The sequence below is a fragment of the Stenotrophomonas sp. STEN240 genome (genome assembly GCF_056756175.1).
Genome location: NZ_JBRRBO010000002.1, coordinates 88,495 through 112,427, shown reverse-complemented (window position 1 = coordinate 112,427; position 23,933 = coordinate 88,495). Strand labels below are relative to the sequence as shown.

Below are 23,933 nucleotides of genomic sequence, written 5' to 3'. Positions count from 1 at the left end.
ATGGCGGTAACAAACGTTTGCATCAACCGTTTTCAGTCCGAAGCGTAGTGCGCACTGCGCTCCATGAAGGCAGATCAACACCATGGATTTGGTAGACAACGTATTGGCAGCCCTGTCCGGGCCGGCACAGACACAACGCTTCCTGCGGCTGCATACCGCGCTGGGCAGCGAGGTGCTGATTGCCGAAACCCTGGATGGCGTCGAGCAGATCGACGGCATCGGCTTTCAATGGACGATCACTGCGCTGTCGGTTGATGCGGGCCTGCAGCTGCAGCCGCTGATCGGCCAGGCTGCACTGCTGCAATTGCACCAGGCAGACGGCAGCCATCGACCCTTGCACGGACGCATCACCGCTGCCGAGCGGATCGGCAGCAACGGTGGGCTCGCGCGTTATCGCCTGCGCCTGCAACCATGGCTGGCGTTTCTGTCACAGCGCGTGGACAGCTATGTGTTCCACGACAAAACCGCGGTCGAGATTGTCGAAGACATCTTCGCGGACTACGAAGGCGTGGCACCGGAGTGGCGCTGGCTGCTGAACGATGCCAGCCAATACGCCAAGCGCAGCTTGACCACGCAGTACCAGGAAAGTGACCTGGCTTTCGTACAGCGTCTGCTGGCCGAAGAAGGCATCTTCTATTGGTTCGAACACGAAGGCGATGCCGATGCATCCGCCTTCGGCAAGCACACCCTGGTGCTTGCCGACCACAGCCACGACGTCGCCGATCTGGGTAGCGTGCGTTTTCACCGCAGCGATGAAACCGAGCGCAGTGACAGCATCCAGCAATGGCAGGAGCGGCGCAGCTGGTGCACGCCAAAGGTGGAGCGCGCCACCTGGGACTACCGCAGCCTGGAACGGCGGCAAGCCAGCGCTGAGGTAGAGCAGGGCAGCGGGCTTGGTATCGTCGACCAGGACACCAGCGGGCCATATGGCTGGCAGGACAACGCCCGCGGCCAACGTCGTGCGCAGCAGCATTTGGACGCGTTGCGAGTGCGCTCGCACCTGATCGAAGGCGCTGGCCAATGGCGTGCGCTCGCGCCCGGTGCGAAGCTCGCGTTGTCGCAGCATCCGCAAGTGGCCGGCGACGCCGGTTTCCTTTGCATTTCGGTACGTCACCAGGCGCGCAACAACCTCGACGCCGAGGTATTCGATGCGCTGGAGCAGACGCTGGGCCCAATCAATCAGCGCTCGCTGACCCTGCCGACCGCCCTGGCTGGCATCAGCAATGGGACAGCGCGCAACGACATCGACACCGGCTTCTACGACAACCAGTTTGCGGTGATTCCGGCCGAGGTCATCTACCGCCCGCAGACCGAAGACGGCCACGGCGTGCACCTGCACCCACGGCCCAGCATTACCGGCACCCTGAGCGCGATTGTGGTCAGCGATGGCGATCCCTTGCTCTCTGATCGCGACCACCGCATCAAAGTGCAATTCCCGTGGCAGCGCGGCGGCAACGCCAGCAATGGCCTGGCGCACCCGGCCGGCGACGATAACGCGCCCGCCGATGGCAAGGCGTGGACCTGGGTGCGCGTGATGGCACCGTGGGCGGGAGACAATTGGGGCGGCGTGGTGTTGCCACGGCGTGGTCAGGAAGTGCTGGTTGCCTTCCTTGAAGGCGACATCGACCGGCCGGTGATAGTCGGCGCGCTCTACAACGGCCGCGGCCAACAGGATGCACAACACAATCAGCTCAACAGCGCCGGCGCAAACGCCACCGGCAATGCCGCCGCATGGTTCGAGGGCAACGATCACGCAGCGGTGTATACCGGCTTCAAGAGCCAGGCGCTGGCAGAGAGCCAAAGCGGCACCGGTGGCTACCAGCAGCTGCGCTTCGACGACACGCCTGGACAAGGCCGTGCCCAACTGTCTACCACGCAACACGAAACCACCTTGACCCTCGGTCACCTGAAAGGTGGCAGCGACAATGTGCGTGACGGCGAACGCGGCTTCGGCGTAGAGCTTTCCACACAGGCACACGGCAGCCTGCGCGCCGGTCGCGGCTTGCTGCTGACCACCGAAGAAGGTACGCCGCAGATGGCGGCGCCGCAGGCCATCGCACAGCTGCAGCAAGGCCACGACCTGCTCAAAAGCCTTGCCGATTCGGCAGCAGATCAAACCGCGCAGCTACCCAAAGATCCCGCCGAACTGCCTATCGATCAAACCCTGACCGAACTGCAGGAACAACTGAAAGCAACGCACAGCGGCAGCGCTGGCAGCATCAGTGGCGGCGATGGCGAAGCACCCGGCTGGAGCGCGCCGGTATTACTTGGCAGCGGCGTAGCAGGCGTAATGAGCCTGACCCCGGCTGATCAGGCCTGGGTAAGCGGCACCCACACCTTGCTCAGCAGCGGCGTTGCCCTGAACTGGATGACCCAAGGTTCACTCAGCCTGGCTGTCGCCCAAGGCTTGGTGCTGTACACGGTGGGCAGCGAAGCCAGCAAAGACAGCCCGAATCAGGAGCGCGGAATCGCCCTGCACGCAGCACAAGGCAAGGTGAGCGCTCGCGCGCACAAGAACCAAGCCACGATCGCCGCGAAAACCAATGTCCGCATTGCCAGCACCGAAGCCGATATCGAGATGGCGGCGCCGAGCAAGCATCTGCTGGCTACTGCGGCCGGTGCTTACATTCGGATTGAAGGCGACAACATCGAGCTGGGTGCGCCCGGGAAGATTGAGTTCAAGGCGAGCCAGAGGGATTGGGTGGGGCCTGCGGGCGTGAGCGCGATGGCAGAGGTGCCAAGCGGTCAAGGTAAAGGGTGTGCTGAGCGAATTCGTGAAGCAGCCATTTCGGGCGCAGCTTTGGTATGAGTTTCGCTCTATGTTCCCCCGAAGAGATTGCTGAGCAGGCAACGTTGGCGCTTAGGCTTGAACTCGATCTGTCCAAGACCCATACCCTTGCGGTGCTGATTGATCCAGCAATAAGAGACCCTTGGTGCGAATTGGCTCCGCACCTTCCAAGTGATGCCTCGCCAATTTTTCTTAAAATTGGGCACCCAGATATTGATGCTAACAAACTACCGTACCTCCTTTGGGTTGATGATGAGCGGAATAGAGAGCGAGTAGTAAGTGCATCTCTGACAATCGCTGCTCGGGAGTGCGTAGCAGGCATGAAGGAAAGTAGGGGGGCAAGATCGGTTTGCGCATGGCTACCTATTCCTATCAACGCTAAAAATGATGGGGCTGCTTTGGCTAGAGCGCTGAGCCGGAATGCCACCATCGTTCGATCTGGTGAGCAATCGCTGTACTTTCGTTACTTTGACCCTCGAGTTATGGCTCGGCTTGAAAGCATTCTTGACCTGAAGCAACGCGCAGCGTTGATTGCACCACTATCAAAATGGTTGTTTCTCGATACACATGGTCGTTTTCAGGTGATGAAGGGAATGCCGCGAGATCACGTGGCTGTCGAGGATTTCAAACTATCCGTAGGTCAGCTGAAGGCGTTGGAGCGGGTGGCGTGGTTGCAGCAGTTGCGTCATCAGGCAAAAACGTGGAGGGGCGACCGGTTGCTAGATGACCAACAGCTGGATGCTGCATTGATGGAGGCACAATCCAAAGGTTTGGTGTCGCAAGAGGATTGTCTTGTCTACGCGTCATGCTTTTTTTTGTTGGGGTCGGACTTCCTCAAATATCCATATGTTTCTCAGGCCATTTTAGATGGCGCGAAGCAGATCGGATGTTTTGCATCACGTATGGCTCGTCTGGAAAATATTCAATTGCAAGAAATCCGCGACTTTGCGGAGAAGAACAGCCTAGGGCAGGAATTTCGTCATGACTGAGAAGCAGGGATCGCAAAATCTTTCCGGCGCTATACGCGCTGCAGCGAATGCCAAGGGTGAGATGCCAGGAAAGTGTCGCAACTGCACAGACAAAATCGGCCTGGCAATTCTGCCAGTCTGCTTCGCTCCTGCGCCAAATTACATGACCACTTGGCTCGCTTCTGATCCGCTTGCGTCCGCAGAGGTTACCAGACTTGGCGCGGCACTTAATGCAGTCGACGAAACCGCCACTTGGTACTACATGCGTACCTTGCAGACAGGTTACCTGTACATCTATAAGCCTGACAATACGTGGGATGCGTATGTAGTCGGTGTGGATGGAATGCTCAACAGGACCCCGGTAGACGTGCTTCCAGATTCCCCAGACGGTGAACTTCTGACCAAATGCCGCCGAGAAGGGCATAGCAACTTGAAGCCGCGTTTCATTACCCTGGATGCGACATTAGATAAGGTATGGATTGCTTTTAGCCAACATCGCTGGTCAAAAGAAGTTCGACAGCGCTATGAGAGTAATGCGGAAGGCTGCCGGATGCTGAGAATGACTGAGCTAGACGTGGCGGCGGCTGCTAGAGGCGATGTCGGCTCCGGAAAAACCGTCTCATTTGGTATGAGGGTCACTGAAGATTCGCTTCGTGGCGTAGCTGATTTTACTTCTCCTGGCTTTCAAAAGCGTCTGCATGAATTCAGTCCCAGGGCCGTGTTGGATTTGTCAGCGCTACGAGCGACATTGGCTACGGAAATGGCAGTGGCGTCGAGCGGTGTGCCGTCTAAGCAAGGTGTCGTGCTGGTTATACCTGATCCGGTTGGGCTGGCTGATGATCACAATGCCTTGCGGTTCATGGCGCAGCAAAGGTATGACGAATGGAAAGCAGGTGGCGCTACCGTTGAAGGTAAGGGTATCGACAGGCTTCGGGGCTGGAAACGTCAGTCCGCTACTCATGTTACGTATATCGAGGCTTGGGTTCATCAGCGGGCCGAGTGGGAAGGTAAGCAGACCGCAGACACCCTAAGGGTTGCGGGTGACAAGATGCACACTCAGGGGGTGGGGCTGCTAACGGAATCAGATTTTCAACGTCGCTACGGTCGTTATATCAATCAACCGCTCAAGAATGAAAGGGGATTGAACGTCTACCATCGGGCGCGTTGGGTCCCTTTTTCGGATGCTGCATCGGGAAAGCCGCGAATGACTGTTTCTAAATTCTCGGAGACACTGGAGCCTCGCGATTACGATCCAAATTGGAAATCTGAGCGGCTAGGGTCTTTGCAGCTTTCGGATGAATACTATGCTGCCAATGCTAGCTATCATGGCGGAATAAGAGCAGGGCGGAAATTAAGTCGGTACCGCGAGCGACTTGATGTTAGTGCACTCGGTGCCTTTAATTCACTTTACACGGCGCAAGAAAATGCGTGGCAAAGTACAATAAAAAAAATTGATGATGACTTGGTAAAGTTCGCAAGAGGAGCCTGGCCGGAGATTATTTTTGCAAATGACTTCGGCGTGGGCTTTTCTCCGGGCAAGCCAAAGGACGGGATCCAAGTTGCACAATCGGTTATCGATGCGGTAGCGCGACTTCGGGCCGCGGAGTCATTGTATGGCGGTGGTGCCGTTTCAGAGAGTTCATACAAGCTATTGAATGAACTTTTCGAGCTCGATCCATCCGACCCAAAAAACTGGTTTGCGGGTGCGTTGCTCACTGGCTTTGATCTGCTCGGGAGCGCGGTTTCGCCGGGAAATGCAGGTACCGTCTACTCTGCTATCGTTGGTGGCGGAATGCTGCCGACATCGTGGTGGCAGCAATTCCGAACCTACCAACAATCTGCGGTGACGGCCGCAGAAAGCTTGGTGACCGGGATGCAGCAAGTTGCTAATGAAGGTAAAACTCGCGCGTTGAAAGCCTCGGCAGGAAAGGGCGGGGCGGCTGCGGCTGCCGCTATAGAGCAGATATCGCAGCGCGAAATCGTCTGGGTTAGAGCAGCAGCGCTATGGGACTTTATTGACGCAGAAAAGCAGCATTATTCCGTCAACGTAAAAATGAAAGTTGGTGAGTACCTTGATGCGATTGCTTCGGGCAATCCAGCTTCGGCTGGCACCTTTGAAATGAGTGGGCGCAAAGTTGGTGATAGAACGGCGTCGCGGCAGGCCAATGCCAGTTCGAAGAAAGTGCTAGAGAAGCTAAGTAGGCACCCCGGATTTCAGGCGGAGATTACAGTTCCGCTTATTGTCGAAAAAGAGCTATTGACCAAGGTGAAGGGAAAGCAGGGGACGATTCAGTTGTATAACATTGGTCAGGCGCAAGGCTTTGTGGAACTGCCCACGGACGTTGCATCACGACTAGTTAAGGGCAACTCGATCTACCGCCCGCGTGCGTGGGGAGCGTTTGTTAACAGAGAGGTTGGATTCTCTATGTTAGGCGCGATTCTTTCAGTGCGTCAGTTTTGGGATGCGATCCAGAAGATCGGTATAACATCTGGATTCAATTTTGCTGACGCTGCGGTGAATGTTGTCGGGGGTATCTCGGGAACTGTTAGTGGTATGCTCGAAATCGGTGCTTTTGCATTCCAAACGGCAGGGCGCCAGGCTGCGCCGGTGGGGGCTTCTGTACTTGCTGTAAATGTTAATAGAGCTCTCATGCTTCGGTTTCTGGCAGGGATGTCGGCGGGTGTCGGTGCATGTATGAGCGGAATTTCCGCCTATATCAGCGCGATCAGAACCCAGTCGAAAGGAGAGGTTGCGGCAGCGCACAACTATGTTGTTGCGGGTACGCTTCTTTTTGCTTCTGGTTTCGCAGTTATGGGAGGTTCATTCCTTACTTGGAAGGCAGCTGTGGCAGCTAGGGTCGGGCAGCAAGTTGCTCTGCGAATTTTGGGTGGCGTGGCGCTGAGGAGTTCGTTAGGCGCATTATTGGGCGCGAGTCTTACCGGAATCGGCGTGGTATTACTGATCATTGGTATCGCATGGGCATTGTATGCAGCGAGCCTTGAGCACGATGAGAATGAAAAATTCTTGGATCGGTCTTTTTTTGGTAAACATGAAAGGACCGAGGGGCGGTTCGGTGGGCCCCCAATGGTTGACGAGGATGTTTGGTCAGGACAGGGAGTTAATGACGAGATGCTTGCTCTTGGAGCCCTTGCGCTTGGTATATCAGCAGTTATTGACAACTGGGAGGACAACGTCCTCAGCAAAGATGTGATCCTCGCGACGATAACCGTTGGCAATTTCAAGCCGGCAGAGCAGGAGGTGCACTATCGCCTTGAGGGATATGAAGCCATGCCAAATCTTGCAGTTGAACGCGTGATGTCGGGTGTCAATTTTGGTAGTAGTGTTACAGCGCCATTGGTTTTTCAGAAGGATGCAGAGAACGGGGCAGTTCAACTTGCGTCGATCAGGCAGGCTGTTCCAGATAAGTTTAACGTAGTGAGGTTGATTTATTCTTTGCATGAAAATGGGGGCGAAGAGCCGATAGCGCGAGGTGAGGTCTGGGAAACGGACTGATTTGTAGTTCCTGAGGTATCCGATGATTATTTTTTTATTGAAAGTAAAATGAATACTGATGAATCTAGTCGCACGTCGATAGTGCACCTTCCGTCGCGCACTAATCGAGCATCCGCTACTGCGACCACTCACGGTGCCGTGATCGAGGTCTATGAGAATGGCTTGTCTTTCGTCGATCAAGTTGGCTTGATGCGCGGGTACCTGAGCAGTGGAGGATTTCTCGGATTGGTAGGGGTGGCTCTTGGTATTTATGCATCAGTAAGACTAGGATCATCTTGGTTGATCTTACCTCAGCTATTTCTTTTTTTTATTGCCCTGCTGTTTATCCAGATTGACTGGGTGGGTTATCGGTATGAGCCAGTGCTTTTTGATCGCTCATCCGCGAAGATTCATATCTTCAAGTCAATAGGTCTGCCTTGGTGGGAATGGGGATGGAATATATTTGGTCGGCCAAAAAGCGAAGTGCAGTCCTTTGATTGGGATTGTGTTGAGGCTGAAGTTGTTTCCTTCACCATCTTCACGGGTCAGATTCCAAGGCGTGAGTGTTCGTTGGTGCTTTCGATCAAGAATGAGCCCGGAGGAGCTGTCGAGATCCAGCGCGTTGGCGTCGGGCCTACGTTCGGTTACGGCGATACTAGTGGCGCAATTGAGCGTTGGGAGTATATTCGCAGGTTAATGGAGAGACGCGGGCCTGTTTGGACGCCGGATGAATACCGTTTTAGGGATTTTGGTACTGGGTTCTGGGAGTCAGTCACCATTGGGCAGCCGCTCATAGGTCCTGGGTGTGGGGCGAACTGGCGTAAGGGCCCGCTGGTCTGGATTCTGGGGTTGATGGCGCTGGTTGCGTTCCCTATCACTGCATATGCAGGGATGTGTCGCTACATTAGTTTTAGAATGAAACGGAGGCCGACGTGGCCAGAAATTGTCAAGCTCTCAGTTGGCGCTGGTCCATTCGACGATGCGACCGCTACGGCGATCCATATGTCTAACGAGGGTGGCAGAAAATCCCTTAAGTGAATTTGGCACTGTTCGTCTTGTGTCGCGATAACCAATTTCCAACTGGAGACTCCCCGTGATTAAGGCGCCTGCCAGCAACTGCTATCCAAGGGTCCGCAGTCCTTCGGTGGTCTTGATTTAAAAAAAATCGAGGGAGCGAAGTGAATGAAACTGTTTGCCAGTGATTTATTGTCTGGGATGGCTGAACTTCCCGCGAAGAGTGGTGGTTGGGGGATGCTGTTGAATGCCTCCGACGAGGCGCAGCGCCTCAAGCCAGCCTCCGTGAAGGCCATTCAATCCATCAACGATTCGTTTGTGGTCTTCTCGTTGACCAACTCAGCCTCCACCCGCGGATTCGCGTTCGTTTTGGGTTTGGTGATCGGATGCGCAGGCATTAGCATGGTGCTTGCCGACGTCGCGTTAGGCGGGGTACTTTCTCGCGAAGATTTCTGGCCTCACCTTGCTGGTGCATACGCGGTCCTTCTCCTGATCTCTGGGATGTTCATCGCATGGTCCGTTACGTCCGTCAGGCGCACTCTTTCGCCCCCGGTGGTGCTGAGCAGAAGGCTAAGAAAGTTCTATTGTTGGATAGGACCTAAAGCAGGATGGGTCGCTCTTGAATACGATAAGGCGCATCCTGTCTCGATGGTCTCCCGAAGCTATAGCGTGGCCGGTGCCGCTACCGGATATGTGCTTGCCGTAGTCGATATGGATGCCTCCAACCGGTCTATCCGATCGTACGTACCTCTGGCGCAGCCGTATCGCGACTATCGAGCACCGGAGATGGTCTGGGAGTTCATTCGCGCCTATATGGATGGCGATCTGGAGGATCTGCCTGCGGCAGACCCAATGCCGCCGACCGACGATGCCCGCGCGGATTTCGCATTGTTGGACAGAAGGCTATTTGGTGATTTGATTGATGATCGACATCGGGTCAAGCCAGGTGTGTTCCCGATGGTCTATGTCCATGTGGTTGGCGCGCTAATGTATTGGTTCGAACGAGCGGGGTTCTGGATTTTCCGAGTTGCTCCAAAGCCCGACTGGCCGCAGGATATCCAGGCCGAAATGTCTGCAGCCAATTTTAGTAGTTCGTTCCGTGTGAGAGAACGCACAGATTCGGAGCGCCTCGCCTATACCGGTAAGCTTGGATATTTGAACCGTCGTTGGCTCGTGCTTGGCGCGATTTGCACGGTAATTGTGTTCATGATGTTTGCGGTGCTCGGAGTGCCACCCTGGTTTTCTGCATTGAATCGCGGGTGAGGCAATGCTTCATTGGTGATTGGCGTCCGACGGATGATTATCAAGATTGACGCGAAATAGTTTTGTATTAGCGGTTATGAGTACTAAATCTATATACCGGAAGCGTGTTTGCTCAATTGGGTAGGTTGATATGCTGACAGGTTGGCATCCAAAGTTTGAGGTTGAGAGAGGGCTCGTCAATCGCGAAAAGACAGAGCATCTCGCTCTGGGCGCGAGGGGTGATCTGCATCCAGATGATTCCGCTTCACTGGTATCCCTTAACTCAACTTATGCGGAGTTCGTAGATCGAACTTTTTCAATGAAAGGTTTTATACCTACGTTAGTAACAGGCGCTTTTAGCTTTCTTTGCGTAGTTATCGCTATTTGCGCTGTCGTTTCAGTCTTTCCAGCGAGTCCGACATGGGCTGATTTTTTGGCTGTAGTTTTATTTCTACTATTAATGGGCGGCTTGATACTATTTTTTTGGAACTTGGTGTTGAAGTACGATTTCTTTGCATATCGATACTATCCTGTTAGATTCAATAGATTGACAAGAAAAATTCATATTTTTAGGAATAACGGCGGCACCGGTGAGGTCGTTGTTCCGTGGGGAAGCAATCGCCTGTTCTTCTTTGTGGGATGGGGAACCCAGAACAAAAGTCTGTGCGACCTTCGTTGCCATATTTTAAATAGGAATGGGATCATCACGGATACGTTTACTGTAGGTACTTTTACTGATGACCCTATGCGAGTGCGCGGGCGGTGGGAATTCATCAATAGGTATATGGAAGGCGGGCCCGATCGTGCTGTTTCTCACGAATCGGATAGGGTGATTACTCTGTCGATGAAAAACAGCTTCAAAAACTCCTATCGCTGGACGTGTTTCTTGCTCGGTCGGTCGCTATTTCCTTTGAGGTATATTCTGTTTCCTTGGTATGGGATGTTGGCACTGACTCGTTGGTTGGTTATGGCGACATGCGCGGTGCCCCGTTTTTCCCCCGCCACTGTTGCGGACAGTGGGTTCGATCCAGATGATAAGGGGCGCTGGGAAGAGCCTGACTATATCGACCAGTTTGGCGAACGACCGGATGTGGTGGCACGAATGAGAGAGCTTCATCGTGAGCGGCAGCGGCGGCATGGAACTCCAGACCGTAAATAAGAGGTATAGGGCCTTTCTTGTCTTGCTCGGGCTCGGCAAACCTATCTGCTACCAGGGTGATGCACCCTGGAGCGAACTACTGCGTAGCATGGCTATCCGGCAAAGACTTCGACTAGACACCGGTCCAGAGTTCATCGTTTTGGCGTTGGCGGAATGGGCTGAGCGCAAGAACATCGCACTGATTTCATTGAGCCAGGACGGCCGATGCATAGCCGTTTCATCGAACGCTTCAATGGCAGGGTCTGTCGGCGCGTTTTGGATATGTACGGCTTCCGCAATTTCCGAGAAGTAGGCGAATCGGCAAAACAGTGGTTGGTCGACTACAACACCGAGAGGCCTCATGAAGGTCTTCGCGGGCCGACGCACGCTGAGTTCCGTCAGTACCGCGGATCGGAAACCTCTAAATCAGCCTGGCATCGAGCCGCGGGGAGTTGGCAATACCTAACGTCTAGTTATCCAGCGATACACATCTAAACGTATTCGAACTGTTCTGATTCACGGGGATTGTTGAATTTTCGAAGAGCGCCGATTGTTGAGGTGGCGGAGAAGGGTTGGAATGGAAGCGTGTAATTGTCATTGAAACTATGGCTAGTGTGTCCCCGCCATGGCTTGAATGACTACGCTGGACTCTTTCGGACCCCGATGTGGGTCCGGTAGGATTGATGGCTTTCGAAGGCTCATAGTTCGGGGAGTACCAATCTCCTACCCACTCGAACCCATGGTCTATCAGGTCATACAAGCCCAAAGGAGTTGCGGGGAACAAACCTATCGAGGAGGAATCGCCTGTTTATTTATGCTGGCTGCTAAATTCGGCATAGTGAGCGAAATTCGCAACATTTCGCCCGTTTTCAACGACCCCTGTGTCGGTCGGCCATACAATCATCTTTCCGCGATTTCTTGCAGCATATTCCCATTGCGCTTCGGTGGGTAAGTCCATGGGTATTCTTACTTGTTGCCCGATCCACTGGCAATAATTCTTTGCTCCTTGCCAATCTACGCCTGCTGCAATATTTGGTAGGGTGCGGTAAGGGGGATCCATTTCTTGCTGGGCAATTTTTTCCCTTCCGGTTGCTTCGGTAAAAACATCGAAGTCTTCATAGGTAACTTTATAAGCTCCTAGTGAGTAGTCACTCAGCGTAACTTCGTGAAGCACGTCGTCGTTTTGATCGCCTGAGTAGGGCATGCTTGCGCGGGGGTCAATGGGTCCAAAGTCTCCCATCATGAACGTCCCGCCTTTGATGCTGACCAAGTCCATCAAGGTTTTAGCTTTAAGAGCTTCAACTTTCCTTTGAATTTCGGCTGGGCTTGATTTCGCCGTTGTCTCTACGGGTTGCGCATGGCAGTCGGTAGCGAAACTCACGCAGATCAGCGCATTGCACAGCAGAAGCGTAGTTCTTATTTTCATGGAAGCGTCGAACGTTCTCGATAAGCGCGGTGCCGAAATCGATGCTCATCACATCGCCGGGCAGGCAGGATCCTTCCCGCGTACACCAGCACAGATCTTCGCGCGGCACTCCAGGCCCTTGGTGGTGTTCGCACCAGGGCACGCGCGCAGCTGCGTTTGGATGGTGGATTCGGTTGAAGCAGTTCTCCGCGTTCCCACCTGTTCGAACGCGACGCGTTCGTCATCGGCACGCTTCTTGTCGTCTGCTTCAATCTTTGCGATCAGATCATCCATGGTCTGAGGCTGCGAGGCCGCTGCAGCTTTCTTCTTCTTGCTTTCCTCTTCCTTGATGATGCCCAGCAATGTGCCAAGCAGGTTCTCGTCCTGGCCTCGGCCTGTTGCTGCGGGGCGCGCCGATGCGGTTGCGCGTTGCGCACGAGCATCTCTTGCCGTAGCGGCAGGCGCAGGAGCGGCATTGGCCGCGTTGGTAGCCTGCGGCGCTGCTGCAGCATTGCGGCTCTTGGCGTCGGCGGTTTCCGGTGCATCCACAATCATCGCAGCGCCGTCGTTCGGGGCTGCTGATGGTGCATCTGGGTGGCCTGTTGCACTTCCAGACGAATCTGGATTTGCATCCGGGTTCAACGAGTACTCCGCGCTATCCTGCGATGCACTGCTTGAGAACCACCACAGCGTTGCTGTAGTGAATGCCAGTAGAAGTGCGCAGCATGCGCCAGCCCATAGCCAGACGCGCCGGCTGTGAACTGGCCGGTCTTTGGTGGCGCGCGATGATGCGGCAACCTGTCGACCTTCCATGTCTGCGAGAATGCGGCCCGTGTTCGGTGCCGGGCCGTTGTTCTGCGCTCCCCCTGAGAGCAGACTCGGCCGATTGATTCCGCCATTATTCAAGTGCTTCCAGCCCTTGGTTTGAGTCGGCTAGTGCCGAAACGAATACGCGCATTTGTAGAGTAAGCCTTTCGATGCGTCAACCAGCTTGGTCGTCATGGAGGACCGGTGACTGTAATTCTCGTTGTAGCCATTGTGCTGTTGTTGCTTGTCGCGTTGCTCTGTTGGGGGTTGTTGTTTCCTGAGTCCCTGGGTCCGGTGTTTGCGCGCCTGCAGGCGCGTTGGACTGCGGCGCGGCAGCGCGCTGGGCGTGCGGGCGATCGCGCGGGGCAGGGCGCTGCGCGTGTGCGCAGTGGGGTTCGTGAAGAGGTTGTGAGTGTGCGTGCTGCGCTGCGTCGTCACTGGCCTGTGTTGGCGGTCGCGATAGGCTTGCTGTGCATTCCTCCGTTGGTGATTTTGATGTCACGGCAGACCGTGGTGCTGTCTGATTTCCGCGGTGATGATCTTGCCGAGTCGGGCTCGATGGTTGCGCAATTGTTGCGCGGTGAACGGCTGACGCCGCCACCTGCGCCGCCGCCGGAAGTGTTCACCACCACCGAGATACGCCGCCTGCGTCCAGAAATAGTTACAGCTGATCGCAAATGGAATCAGATTGATCCGGATCTGCAGCAACGCGTTCTGGCTATCTACGAAGTGATGCGTCGCCAGTATGGTTACGAGATGGTGTTGATCGAAGGCTATCGAAGCCCAGAGCGCCAGGCGGAGTTGATGGCGGGCGGCAAGGCAACCCGTGCAGGTGCCTGGCAGAGCTGCCATCAATACGGGTTGGGCGTGGATAGCGCGCCAATTCGTGACGGGCGTCTGCAATGGGACATGGAAGATCCGTGGACCCGGCGCGGCTATTTTCTCTATGGCGAACTTGCTGAACAGGCGGGGCTGGATTGGGGCGGCAATTGGCGCAGCCTGAAGGACTATGTGCATGTTGAAGTAACGGATCGCTGCAGGGCAGCACGCAACGCAAAGCGTGATGAACTGCGCCGCCAAGGCTTATAAGCGCCAGCAAGTGCTGGTATCGTAAGCCGGTGATGACTCGGGTCGCCGTTGGACAGGGGCGATGGAAAGGCCGGGTCACGGCGAATCAAGGAGCATGATGCATGGCACGACCGTTTATCGTTGTCGGCGACAAATTGAGTCATGGCGGTAGCGTGGTGTCTGGCACTGGTCAGACCGACGTCAATGGCAAACCAGTTTCCCGCATTGGGGACCGCGCAATCTGTGCGGTGCACGGGCCAACTTCAATCATCAGTGGTGACGCTACCGTCGTGATCGATGGGCAGCCTGTTGCACGTGACGGAGATCGCACTGCGTGTGGTGCCACATTGATGGCAACACAGAGCAGCACTGGGTTGGGCTGATTGCGACACGCAGTACAGGAGCAGGCATGGAGCACGGCGACTGATGGCAGGATGGTTGAAGAACGCGGGGAGCGTACTGATGGTTTTTGTCGCCACTTGGGCGGCAGCCATCATGTATTGGCGTAGTAGTGGCACTACCCCTAGCGGCATGCAGATGCTGGCCTATCTTGGCGTATTGCCGGTGGGCCTGAGTGGCGCGGGCTACATGCTGCGCGGCGCGCTCGTGCGTGGTGCGGGCAAGCTTGTTGAAGCAAGTGCAGACAATGACCAGGCAAAGCCGGCTGCGACGGTGGCGTCCACTGCTGGCGCGGTACCGTCAGTTGCGCTGAGCGCAGCAAGCATCCGTCTGGGTGCAGCGGCAGACGCTGGTGCACTGTTGGCTGTTGCGTCAGCACCGCCGCGGCCGCAGCTGGATAATCGCTTCCGCGATGCCAACAATCTTCCGATACGTGTCAGTGCAGCTGCCGATCTTGACGAATGGATGGTGCTGTCCGAGCGCGAAGGCGATATCGACACCGCAGCACATGAGCGGCGCGCGATGGCATTGTTGCAACCGGTTCTGGAGCAACTGCTGGACGCGGCCTATGCGGTGATGCCGACAGTGGTTGCTGGTGAAGAAGTGGTGGTGGCCGGCCTTCGTCGCCGCGAGGAAGAGCGGGTTGAGAATATTCTCAGTGTTGAGCTGATAGTTTCGCCGCAGTGGTCGGATGGTTTGCGTCACTGGGCGCAGGCGTGGCTGCAGGAACAGGCCGTGCACGCCGGTCTGGATGCGCGCCGGTTTGATGTACGCGTAAGCGTGTTCGAACGTCCCGGTGATGTATGGACGCATCTGCAGCGTGTTGTTGATGCTCTGAACACGGGTCCGGCGCGCTGGCATCTGCTGGTTTCCTGTTATTCGGCCATTGACGCTGCGGTCATCAACGCCTGGATGGCGCGCGGGCTGTTGGCGAGCGCACAACAGGCCGAGGGTTACGTGCCCGGCGAAGGTGCAGCAGGCGTGCTGTTGTCCAGCCTCGCGCTGGCAGGCGAGGGCTCCGGGCGTTTGTGGCGGCCGCAGCTTGAACGGCTGGACGCTGCCTATGGCAGCCGCCCGGCCGAAGTCCGTCGGCAGCTCGCAGCGGCAGCCCAGCAGTGGTTGCAGCCGTTGCTTGCAGATGTTTCGCGGCTGCAGTTTGTGCTGCATGACACCGACCAACGGCCTGCGTCCATCGTTGATACCGCAGCGGTAACCGCTGCCATCAACCCTGATCTGGACTTCAGTTCACAAAGTCTTGCCCTGGCGCTGTGTTCTGGTGAGCTTGGCCCGGTGTTGCCTGTCGCCCAGCTGGCATTGGCGTATGCACAGCTGCAGCGGCAGCCCGAGCCGGTGCTGCTGCTGGGCGTTGCCGACGCGCAACAACGTCTGTTTGGTCTCGTAGAGCCGCTTCCTTCCCCGACCTTGGTGGCTGAAATGCCAGCAGTCAACTAAACCCTGGATTCCTGCATGAGTTTTAGTAATTTCAGCTACTACCTGCGCGACTATCGCCTTTGGATGGTGATCGGTCTTATCGGCGCCGCTGGGCTGGCCAAGTATGGCGAAGCGGAGGCCAGGCAGATTGGCATCTGGGCAGCGATCGTATTGGCGGCGTTGCTGGTTGTTGCATTGATCGTGTGGATCATCAAACGGATCATGGCGCGGCGGGCAGCACGGCGCGTCGAGGCGATGGTGCAGGGTGAAGCGGACAAGGCCGTGGCCAATGCGCAGCCCTCGCAGCGCGCTGACACCGAGGCCCTGCGCAAGCGCATGCTGGATGCGGTCAAGCAGATCAAGTCCTCGCGGATGGGCATGCTCAAGGGCAATGCCGCGCTCTACGAGCTGCCGTGGTACGTGATCATCGGCAATCCTGCGGCGGGCAAAAGTACGGCGATTCTCAACTCGGGATTGCAGTTTCCGTTCGAGGACAATCGCAGCAATGTCATCCAGGGCATTGGCGGTACCCGCAACTGCGATTGGTATTTCACTACCAATGGCATCGTGCTGGATACGGCAGGTCGCTATTCGGTAAGCACCGAAGACCGCATGGAATGGCTCACTTTCCTTGGCTTGCTGAAGAAAAACCGTCCGCGCGCGCCCATCAACGGGGTGATCATTGCGGTCAGTATTGCCGAGCTGTCTGGCAGCAAGCCCGAATTTGCGATGGAGTTGGCCAAGAACCTGCGCCAGCGGGTGCAGGAAATCACCGAGCAGCTGGAGGTATTCGCGCCGGTGTATGTGCTGTTCACCAAGGCCGATCTCATCGCCGGGTTCAGTGAATTCTTCGGCAACCTTGACCCGGGTGAGCGCGAGAACGTCTGGGGTGCCACCTTGCCAGCGGACGTGCAGCAGCAGAGCGATGCGCTGAACGCCTTCGATACGCACTTTGATGAGCTGGCCGAAGGCATCAAGGAAATGAGCCTGACGCATATGGCAATGCAGCGCGGGCGTGAGGTTTCGCCCGGGTTGCTGTCGCTGCCATTGGAGTTTGTGGGCATCAAGCCGGCCTTGCGTACCTTCATCGCAACGCTGTTTGAAGACAACCCTTACCAGTTCAAGCCGGTGTTCCGTGGCTTCTATTTCAGCAGCGCGCTGCAGGAAGGGCGCTCGGTGCATCACGCATCTGAACGCGTCGGCCGCCAGTTCGGCCTGCAACGCGGTTCCAACGTGGACGAGGCGCCGAGCGGGCAGACCGCGTTCTTCCTCAAGGATTTGTTCCGCAAGGTGATCTTTGCCGACCGCGGGCTGGTGCGGCAGTACGCAAGCCCGCACCAGAATCGCCTGCGCTATGGCGTGTTCCTGGGTGCGGTGGGTGTGCTGGCGCTGGGCCTGGGCCTGTGGACCTGGTCTTATACGACCAATGCGCAGCTGGTGGCCAACGCTACCAAGGATCTCGACCAGGCCGTACGCATCCAGAAGGACCGCATGGACCTGAAATCGCGCGTTGATGCACTGCTGTTGTTGCAGGACCGGATGGAGCAGCTGGACCGCTACAAGAAGGACGGTGGTATCACCACCAGCCTGGGTCTGTACCAGGGCGATGCCATCCGCGAGAAGCTGCTGCGCGAGTACAACCATGGCATGCAGCAGGTGATGTTGGCGCCGACTGTCTCCAATCTTGAAAATTATCTGGGTCAGGTGGTTACCGAACGCGACAAGCTCGGTCAGGCCAATGCCACCGCGGCGGAAAGCGAAACGCTGTATCAGAACGCGTCACCCACCAGCACCAACGATGCGTACAACGCACTCAAGACCTATCTGATGCTGGGCAATCCTAAGTATGTGGAAGGCGCACATCTGTCGCAGCAGCTGACGCTGTTCTGGCGCAGCTGGCTGGAGGCCAACCGTGGCCAGATGAGCCGCGAGGAAATGGTGCGGGCTGCCGAAAAATTGATGACCTTCTACGTGGCACAGGCGGGCAAGCCCGGCTGGCCGCAGGTGCAGAACAAGGTCACCCTGGTCACCGATTCGCGCCAGGCGCTGTCGCAGGTGATGAAGGGCCAGCCGGCGATGGAACGGGTGTTCGCGCAGATCAAGGCACGGGCAGGCGCACGCTTCGGCACGGTAACCGTCGATGGGCTGGTGGGCGAGGAGCGCAATGCGCGCCTGATCAACGGCAGCTACGCCATCTCCGGTGCGTTCAGCCGCAAGGCGTGGGAAGACTATGTGCAGGACGCCATCAAGGAAGCAGCCAACACCCAGCTAAGCACCACCGACTGGGTGCTGGGTACCACCGAGCAGAGCGATCTCTCCCTGGCTGGAAGCCCCGAGCATGTCTCGCGCGAGCTTGTCACTTTGTACAAGCAGGAATACGCGCGTGAGTGGGGCAAGTTCGTCCAGGGCCTGAGCATTGCCGAGTTCAATACGTTTGATGAAGCCACCGCGCGCATCAATCGCCTTGGCGACGCCAGCAACTCGCCGCTGCGCACCTTGCTGGAGAAGATCAACGAAGAGACCATCTGGGACAACCCGCCCGCGCAGGCGCGTTCCAGCAAATCCGGCAAGGGCTTCGTGGCCTGGTTCCAGCGCACCATCCTGCGCAAGGATCCGGCCGCTGCGGCTGCGGCAGCGCCGGTCGGGCCGATTGGCAAGGCGTTTGAGGGCATTGCACGCTTGACCATGCCGCGCGGCGACCAACCGGCGGTGATTGCGGCTTACTTCGAGACGCTGGGCAAGCTGCGGGCGCGCTTGAACGCCATCAAGTCGCAGGGCGACGTCGGCGTCGGCGCGCGCAAGCTGATGCAGGACACCTTCAGCAACGAAGGCTCCGAGCTGAGCGTCGCCTTGGCGCTGGTGGACGAGCAGGTGCTCAATGGCCTGGATGAAAAACAGCGCGAAGCACTGCGGCCCTTGTTGCTGCGGCCGCTGACGCAGACGTTCACCGTCCTGGTGCCGCCTACCGAGGACGAGGTCAACAAGAGCTGGAAGGCGCAGGTCTATGATCCGTTCAAGGCGCGCATTGGCCTGCAATACCCGTTCAACCTGAACTCGGACGTGGATGCCGCCGCCAGCGACATCGGCGCTATTTTTGGCGCCAGCGGCAGCATCGCCAACTTCAACAAGGATGCGATGGGGGCCCTGGTCATCCAGCGCGGGCCCTTGTTGGAAGCGCGTCGTTGGGCCGGGATCGGCATCAATCTGTCGGCGGAGCTGGTTGCCAACTATGGCAACTGGGTAAGCGGTGCCGCGGCCGGTGCGGCCCAGGACACGACGATCTTCGAACTGCTGCCATCGCCGGCTACCGGCGCGGTGGAATACACCATCGAAATCGATGGTCAGCAGCTGCGCTACCGCAACACCCCGCCACAGTGGACCACCATGCAGTACCCGAATGCCGGGCAGATCCCCGGGGTGAAAATCTCGGCGGTGACCGGCGACGGGCGTACGGTGGAGGTGTTCAATGCGCCGGGTTCCAATGGCTTCAAGCGCCTGATGTCCGAAGGCCAGTACGAGCGTCTTGACGATTCCAGCCGCATCACCTGGGAAGGCGACGGCGTCGCGGTGACGGTGGAAATGCGGGTTGTACGCCGCGCCGGTGCCGGCTCGGATGGCAGTGATTGGCAGCGCGGTCTGCAGTTGCCGGAGAAGGTGGCAGGCGGCGCGCCTGTTGCTGCGGCAACCGCCGCGCCGGCCGCAGCACCTGCAGCCACGCCTGCAGCGGCGCAGCAGGCAGCGGGAGGTGGCCGATGAGCCGCGTCGTCAGTGCCGGGGTTTCCTATTTCGGGAAAGTACCCTCGCGCGGCGACTTCGTGCGCGCAGCCGATAACCATCAATTGCTGGGCTGGCTGGACCGTTGGGCCGGTGAGTCGCTGGAACTGCTCAGCCAGAGCCCGGACTGGAAGCAGCGTTACGACGAGGCGCCGGAGATCAACTATGCGTTTCTCGGCTCGCGCAGCAAGATGCTGGTCTGCGGCCATTTCCTGGCCAGCCGCGATGCATCGGAACGGCGTTTCCCGCTGTTGTCCGCATTGCGTCTGGAAGCCCCCGAGCCGCTGCCTTTCATTGGCCGCAGCCCGTTGGCGCTGTCCAACGCCTGGTCCGGGCTGGCAAGGCTGGCGAGGCAGGCCAACGAGGACGCCGATGCCACCCAGGCATTGAGTCAACTTGCCGAAGCGCGCTTCAGCATCAGCACCGACCCGGCTGACTACAACGCCAGTTTCCACGACTTCCTGGAAAGCACCACCATCGCCAGTTTCGAGCAGCGCCTGCGCGAGGCCGGCCATGGCGATGTGGCATTGCGGCAGGTATTGCCCGCATTGGGCCTGCTGCTGCAGCCGGTATTGAGCGGCGGCGAAGTGAACATCGACAAGGCGCTGGTATTGCCCTTGGTGCGCGATCCGGCGTACCGGCCGTTGGTGGCTGCGTTCTGGCTGGATCTGGTTTCCAGTTTCGTCAGCCGCGGCGACTTCGAGCTGGCGGTGCTGATCCGCAATGATGCCAAGCCCAATATGGTGATCGGTTTCAACGGCGCCGACCGCATGGTGCTGCGCGCGGCGTTGGATCCTTCGGAGGCGGGCGACTACCTGATCCACCTGCAGCATTCGGAGTGGGTGGATGACTACCTGCATGGCGATTACAACTTGAACCGCTTCGGCAGCTTCCTTGAGCGTGACGACCTTGCATTGGTCACCGCGCGCCGGCTGTTTGGTGAGACTTTTCTGGGAACCTGATGATGCACTTGTCCAAAGTTACTTATCTCGCCGCGCTGCTGTTGGTGGTTGCGCCGGCCTTCGCGCAGACCGCCGCCCCTGCGCCGGCGGCAAACGTGCCCGCGGCTGAGCGGCCGGTGGTGATCGAAGGTGTGGTTCCGGATCAGGCCACCAAGGCCAAACTGCTGGGCAACCTGCGCGCGGTCTACGGTGCCGAGCGTGTCGTTGACCGCATCCAGGTGGAAAGCATTGCCACGCCGCCGAATTGGGGCGACTACGTGGCCGGGATGATCAACACGGGCTTGAAGCGCGTGTCGCCCGGCAAGCTGGAGGTCAACGGGCAGTCGGTACGGGTGACCGGCGAAGTCGCCAATGAGGCCTTGCGCCAGCAGGTGGCCAGCGACCTGAGCCTGGCCAGCAATACCAGCTACACCGTCAGCAATGCGTTGAAAGTTGGCTCACAGCAGGGCGTGCTCGACCAGACGCTGGCCAACCGCATCATCGAGTTCCAGAGCGGCAGTGCCAAACTGACGCCATTCGGCATGAGCATCCTCGATGAGATGGTTGCCAAGATGGCGCAGATGCCGGACAGCCGCTTCCTGATCATCGGCCATACCGACAATGTGGGGCAGCGCGAGTCCAATCTTTCGCTGAGCCATGCGCGTGCCGCAGCGGTGAAGAGCTACATGATGGCCAAGGGCATCCCCAACACGCATATGGATGTGCTGGGTAAGGGGCCGGATGAACCGGTGGCAGACAACACCAGCAACGACGGTCGCGCGCGCAACCGCCGTATCGAGTTCAAGATCCAGTAACCGCGTCGGGCTGTCGACGCGTGAAAAACGACGGGCTCAAAGCCCGTCGTTGTCCTGTTTCACATCCAGCATTTCTTCCATCTGCTCCAGCGTGGTGTGGTCCTTGATCACGCGCTTGAGCCAGACATGCAGCGGCATTTCGCCCCAGCTGGCGGCCTTCTCGGCCAGATAGGCAACCGGGCTGTGCGGCTCGGTGCGCCGGAAGAATTCTGCAACCTGGCGCAGTTGTGCCAGTGCTTCCTTGCGGCTGCCCGGAGCGCCGGCGGGGCCGCGCGGTACGGCGTTGCTGAGTGCTGGTTCGGCTGCACCGGCGGCGGGCGCTGGGAACGTATCGCTCTGCTCATCCGCGACATCGCCTACTTCGCCATCCAGCAGCATGCCCGCCTCGCGCGCGAAGCGACGGACGGTGCGCTGCAGGTGATCGAGCTGCTCGCGCACCGAGCTGAAACTGGGGCCATCCATGCCGAGGCGGCTGTCTACCGCAGCCTGCAGTTCGTCCAGCGCCAGGCTGCAGTCGGGCAGGGCGGTCACCAGCTGGCGGTAAGCATCATGCGAGGTGCTGCGGCGTGCGGCCTCCAGCAGCTCCAGGCTGGGGCGGCCGTCGGCATGGTCACTGCTGCCCGCGTGCGCGTGCTCGAAGTCGGCCAGACTGAAACGACCTTGCGGGGCGGAAGTGAGCGGTATTGCACGCAGCCACTGCGAGGTATTGGTCAGCAGCCAGCTCAGATTGCCGATCCGTTCCTCGTAGTCGCCATCGGGCGCCAAAGGATGCACATCGTCCCAATAGCGCTCGCATAGGCCTGCGGTCACCCGGAAGCCGGCAGCCAGCCCGGGAAAGCCTTCCTGCTGCGTCGCCGCCTCGCACAACCAGCCGGCCAGGCGCAGGTCCTTGGTGCGGGTCTGCAGCAGCTGGTTGCAGTCGCGCAGCACGCTGCCCCAATCGGCATATTTGATGTCGGTTTGCCACGCGCCCTGATCCAGGGTCGGGTCGTCGGCACGACGGTTTTCGATGATCCGATCAAACTCGGACGAGAACGACAGGTCTTCACCTGTCGGCGCGTGTCCGGCAATCGGGGCCAGCAGGGCATCCTGATCCAGCATGGCAAATCTCATTGTGGGTTACGGGCCGATTCTAACGCGGGTATGGCTGGAAGAATGTGGAGGCCGGTTACAGGCTGGAAATTCGATATGCCAGTACGCGAGGCCCAGCCCGGTTCAGCTGGGGCGTGGGGTGCATGGAGCCATGCGATTGCTGGCCGCGACGGCAACGTTCCATTCGCAGGATTAGGACGTTTCTTGTGTCTCTGCGATATGGGCGGCATCGTTTGGAGCGGAGCCCGCGTCCGTTGCGGGCGGTGGCTGCCAGCACAGCAACCAGTTCCGGCGGCATCCCGGCAACTACAGGCGTTCATTGCTGGGATCGTTTAGACGTGCAGGTAAAGGTAGACGCCATGCGCTGCACAACTGCCGTGCGCGCGTGGCAGTGAACCTGGGATCCTGCTCTCCAATGCATGGGTTTTACGGGCGCAAACAATCTGTCTGTTGCTGCCTTTGCGCAAGCGTTGCAGGCCGCATTGGAGAGAACTCCGTCTTCAATGCCAGCGCTGTGTCCTTCCTGTGCAAGTTCCCGATGAATGACAATTCTGCGCATCGGCAAGACCGATGCATCGATCCTGCAGACATTTGTCTGGCCGGGTCGTACACCTGGTTTTGCAGGCACAGCTGCGCCAGCTGTGGTGAATTGTTGCGGCGTTCGTGCAGCCTTCGAACACTGTCTATCGCTTGTGCGTGATGGCCTGCAACAAACCGCAGAACGGTTGTTCTTCGAGACGGCGCTGAGGTTTGCAGTTTTGCCGACTTGTACGTGTGCGGGCAGCCAATTCAGGCATGGCCAGCTGCGATGGCGTAATCATGTTTCTGTGCAGAAGCGCAGGTGCAACGGTCCCGTGCAGATGTGCTTGCAGCATGTTGCTGCAATAAAAGAGTCGCAAACAAGGCGCGTAAGGCCAATGGTTGAAGTTTGCCTTCGGCAGCAGCGTGTTCTGGTGGAGCTGACGGGCAGAGTAGAGAGTGCGCGCAGGGGCGTATTCAAGGACGGCGACCGGTTCGGCCGCCATGCAGTGCAGCGATCGGGAGCAATGGCATGTTGGATGAGCTGGTGGAACGAAACCGCGACGGAATGATTCTGTTCGTACGCGTGGTGATGATGGTGATGTTCCTGTACTCGGGGTTTGGCAAGCTGACCGATTTTCAGGCAACCGTGGGGTATCTGGGCTCCCTGCATGCCCCCGTACCGCAGCTGGCGGCGGCGATATCAGTGGCCATGGAGCTTGGCGTGGGCATCGCCCTGATTCTGGGCCTGTGGGTGCGGCCTTTGGCCTTGTTGCTTGCGGTGTTCGTGTTGTGTGCCAGTTGCATGGGCCATCCGTTCTGGACAATGCAAGGTGCCGACAGAGCAATGAACCTGCTGCAGTTCCTGAAAAACCTGTCCATCATCAGCGGCCTGCTGTTGCTGGTTGTCACCGGCGGTGGCCGCTATGCGCTCACCAGCAGCCGGTCATGAACGTGCTTGCCCGCAAGCCTTTGCGCTAGTGCAGAACGCAGAACGGGCAGGCGCGAGGCCTGCCCGTTGTGTCTGCAATTGCCGCTG

The 23,933-nt window shown here is 58.0% G+C and carries 17 protein-coding genes and 1 pseudogene; 14 read left to right on the top strand and 4 right to left on the bottom strand.

Features of this window, described 5'->3' with window-relative positions; genetic code table 11:
- The first annotated feature begins 82 nt into the window (after nucleotides 1-82).
- The 7 genes from ACVOKO_RS01635 to ACVOKO_RS01605 all read left to right on the top strand — a co-directional run bounded on the left by ACVOKO_RS01635 (nucleotide 83) and on the right by ACVOKO_RS01605 (nucleotide 11,138).
- Complete coding sequence (locus ACVOKO_RS01635) at nucleotides 83-2,809, top strand: type VI secretion system Vgr family protein (protein ID WP_346496644.1); 2,727 nt, start codon at nucleotides 83-85, stop codon at nucleotides 2,807-2,809.
- Complete coding sequence (locus ACVOKO_RS01630; RefSeq protein ID WP_346496642.1) at nucleotides 2,806-3,777, top strand: DUF4123 domain-containing protein; 972 nt, start codon at nucleotides 2,806-2,808, stop codon at nucleotides 3,775-3,777. Before ACVOKO_RS01635 ends, ACVOKO_RS01630 begins: the two co-directional genes overlap by 4 nt.
- Entirely contained in the window at nucleotides 3,770-7,270 is a 3,501-nt protein-coding gene (locus tag ACVOKO_RS01625) for a T6SS effector BTH_I2691 family protein (protein WP_346496640.1), read from the top strand. The genes ACVOKO_RS01630 and ACVOKO_RS01625 overlap by 8 nt, the downstream gene beginning before the upstream one ends.
- Nucleotides 7,271-7,318: 48 nt before the next feature.
- Nucleotides 7,319-8,287, top strand: a complete 969-nt coding sequence (locus ACVOKO_RS01620) for a DUF6708 domain-containing protein (RefSeq protein WP_346496638.1) — start codon at nucleotides 7,319-7,321, stop codon at nucleotides 8,285-8,287.
- 144 nt (nucleotides 8,288-8,431) lie between these two features.
- Complete coding sequence (locus ACVOKO_RS01615; RefSeq protein ID WP_346496636.1) at nucleotides 8,432-9,526, top strand: hypothetical protein; 1,095 nt, start codon at nucleotides 8,432-8,434, stop codon at nucleotides 9,524-9,526.
- Nucleotides 9,527-9,824: 298 nt separating this feature from the next.
- Nucleotides 9,825-10,664, top strand: coding sequence for a DUF6708 domain-containing protein (locus tag ACVOKO_RS01610; protein ID WP_346496634.1), 840 nt, complete (start codon nucleotides 9,825-9,827; stop codon nucleotides 10,662-10,664).
- Between the two features lie 186 nt (nucleotides 10,665-10,850).
- A complete protein-coding gene (locus ACVOKO_RS01605; RefSeq protein ID WP_430980690.1) occupies nucleotides 10,851-11,138 on the top strand; it encodes an integrase core domain-containing protein in 288 nt (95 codons plus the stop codon).
- On the opposite strand, the pseudogene ACVOKO_RS01600 reads toward ACVOKO_RS01605, so the two are convergent.
- Nucleotides 11,113-11,919 (bottom strand): annotated as a pseudogene (locus ACVOKO_RS01600) (formylglycine-generating enzyme family protein). The gene ACVOKO_RS01605 and the pseudogene ACVOKO_RS01600 overlap by 26 nt on opposite strands.
- Before the next feature lie 198 nt (nucleotides 11,920-12,117).
- Entirely contained in the window at nucleotides 12,118-12,690 is a 573-nt protein-coding gene (locus ACVOKO_RS01595; RefSeq protein WP_346496632.1) for a hypothetical protein, read from the bottom strand.
- 660 nt (nucleotides 12,691-13,350) lie between these two features.
- Here ACVOKO_RS01595 and ACVOKO_RS01590 point away from each other — a divergent pair.
- The 6 genes from ACVOKO_RS01590 to ACVOKO_RS01565 all read left to right on the top strand — a co-directional run bounded on the left by ACVOKO_RS01590 (nucleotide 13,351) and on the right by ACVOKO_RS01565 (nucleotide 21,283).
- Entirely contained in the window at nucleotides 13,351-13,944 is a 594-nt protein-coding gene (locus ACVOKO_RS01590) for a M15 family metallopeptidase (RefSeq protein ID WP_346496630.1), read from the top strand.
- Between the two features lie 101 nt (nucleotides 13,945-14,045).
- Nucleotides 14,046-14,306 (top strand): PAAR domain-containing protein, encoded by a 261-nt coding sequence (locus ACVOKO_RS01585; protein ID WP_346496628.1) that lies wholly within the window; start codon nucleotides 14,046-14,048, stop codon nucleotides 14,304-14,306.
- Between the two features lie 79 nt (nucleotides 14,307-14,385).
- Nucleotides 14,386-15,774 (top strand): hypothetical protein, encoded by a 1,389-nt coding sequence (locus tag ACVOKO_RS01580; protein WP_346496626.1) that lies wholly within the window; start codon nucleotides 14,386-14,388, stop codon nucleotides 15,772-15,774.
- Nucleotides 15,775-15,789: 15 nt separating this feature from the next.
- A complete protein-coding gene (gene tssM, locus ACVOKO_RS01575; RefSeq protein ID WP_346496624.1) occupies nucleotides 15,790-19,509 on the top strand; it encodes a type VI secretion system membrane subunit TssM in 3,720 nt (1,239 codons plus the stop codon).
- On the top strand, nucleotides 19,506-20,489 hold the full coding sequence (gene tagF, locus ACVOKO_RS01570) for a type VI secretion system-associated protein TagF (protein WP_346496622.1): 984 nt from the start codon (nucleotides 19,506-19,508) through the stop codon (nucleotides 20,487-20,489). The genes tssM and tagF overlap by 4 nt, the downstream gene beginning before the upstream one ends.
- Nucleotides 20,489-21,283 (top strand): OmpA family protein, encoded by a 795-nt coding sequence (locus ACVOKO_RS01565; protein WP_346496620.1) that lies wholly within the window; start codon nucleotides 20,489-20,491, stop codon nucleotides 21,281-21,283. The genes tagF and ACVOKO_RS01565 overlap by 1 nt, the downstream gene beginning before the upstream one ends.
- Nucleotides 21,284-21,319: 36 nt before the next feature.
- On the opposite strand, the gene tssA is transcribed toward ACVOKO_RS01565, so the two are convergent.
- Nucleotides 21,320-22,384, bottom strand: a complete 1,065-nt coding sequence (tssA, locus tag ACVOKO_RS01560; RefSeq protein ID WP_346496618.1) for a type VI secretion system protein TssA — start codon at nucleotides 22,382-22,384, stop codon at nucleotides 21,320-21,322.
- A gap of 674 nt (nucleotides 22,385-23,058) precedes the next feature.
- Nucleotides 23,059-23,400, bottom strand: coding sequence for a hypothetical protein (locus ACVOKO_RS01555; protein WP_346496617.1), 342 nt, complete (start codon nucleotides 23,398-23,400; stop codon nucleotides 23,059-23,061).
- A 26-nt stretch (nucleotides 23,401-23,426) separates the two neighbouring features.
- Between ACVOKO_RS01555 and ACVOKO_RS01550 the strand changes: the two genes are divergently transcribed.
- Complete coding sequence (locus ACVOKO_RS01550; RefSeq protein WP_346496615.1) at nucleotides 23,427-23,846, top strand: DoxX family protein; 420 nt, start codon at nucleotides 23,427-23,429, stop codon at nucleotides 23,844-23,846.
- The last annotated feature ends 87 nt before the right edge of the window (nucleotides 23,847-23,933 follow it).

Excerpts from the sequence above, each read along its gene's own strand:
- ACVOKO_RS01615 (WP_346496636.1), top strand. The coding sequence starts at position 8,432 with ATGAAACTGTTTGCCAGTGATTTATTGTCTGGGATGGCTGAACTTCCC.
- ACVOKO_RS01550 (WP_346496615.1), top strand. The coding sequence starts at position 23,427 with ATGTTGGATGAGCTGGTGGAACGAAACCGCGACGGAATGATTCTGTTC.
- ACVOKO_RS01635 (WP_346496644.1), top strand. The coding sequence starts at position 83 with ATGGATTTGGTAGACAACGTATTGGCAGCCCTGTCCGGGCCGGCACAG.
- ACVOKO_RS01590 (WP_346496630.1), top strand. The coding sequence starts at position 13,351 with ATGTCACGGCAGACCGTGGTGCTGTCTGATTTCCGCGGTGATGATCTT.
- ACVOKO_RS01585 (WP_346496628.1), top strand. The coding sequence starts at position 14,046 with ATGGCACGACCGTTTATCGTTGTCGGCGACAAATTGAGTCATGGCGGT.
- ACVOKO_RS01565 (WP_346496620.1), top strand. The coding sequence starts at position 20,489 with ATGATGCACTTGTCCAAAGTTACTTATCTCGCCGCGCTGCTGTTGGTG.
- tagF (WP_346496622.1), top strand. The coding sequence starts at position 19,506 with ATGAGCCGCGTCGTCAGTGCCGGGGTTTCCTATTTCGGGAAAGTACCC.
- tssA (WP_346496618.1), bottom strand. The coding sequence starts at position 22,384 with ATGCTGGATCAGGATGCCCTGCTGGCCCCGATTGCCGGACACGCGCCG.
- ACVOKO_RS01620 (WP_346496638.1), top strand. The coding sequence starts at position 7,319 with ATGAATACTGATGAATCTAGTCGCACGTCGATAGTGCACCTTCCGTCG.
- ACVOKO_RS01580 (WP_346496626.1), top strand. The coding sequence starts at position 14,386 with ATGGTTTTTGTCGCCACTTGGGCGGCAGCCATCATGTATTGGCGTAGT.
- ACVOKO_RS01630 (WP_346496642.1), top strand. The coding sequence starts at position 2,806 with ATGAGTTTCGCTCTATGTTCCCCCGAAGAGATTGCTGAGCAGGCAACG.
- ACVOKO_RS01555 (WP_346496617.1), bottom strand. The coding sequence starts at position 23,400 with ATGGCGGCCGAACCGGTCGCCGTCCTTGAATACGCCCCTGCGCGCACT.
- ACVOKO_RS01610 (WP_346496634.1), top strand. The coding sequence starts at position 9,825 with ATGAAAGGTTTTATACCTACGTTAGTAACAGGCGCTTTTAGCTTTCTT.
- ACVOKO_RS01625 (WP_346496640.1), top strand. The coding sequence starts at position 3,770 with ATGACTGAGAAGCAGGGATCGCAAAATCTTTCCGGCGCTATACGCGCT.
- tssM (WP_346496624.1), top strand. The coding sequence starts at position 15,790 with ATGAGTTTTAGTAATTTCAGCTACTACCTGCGCGACTATCGCCTTTGG.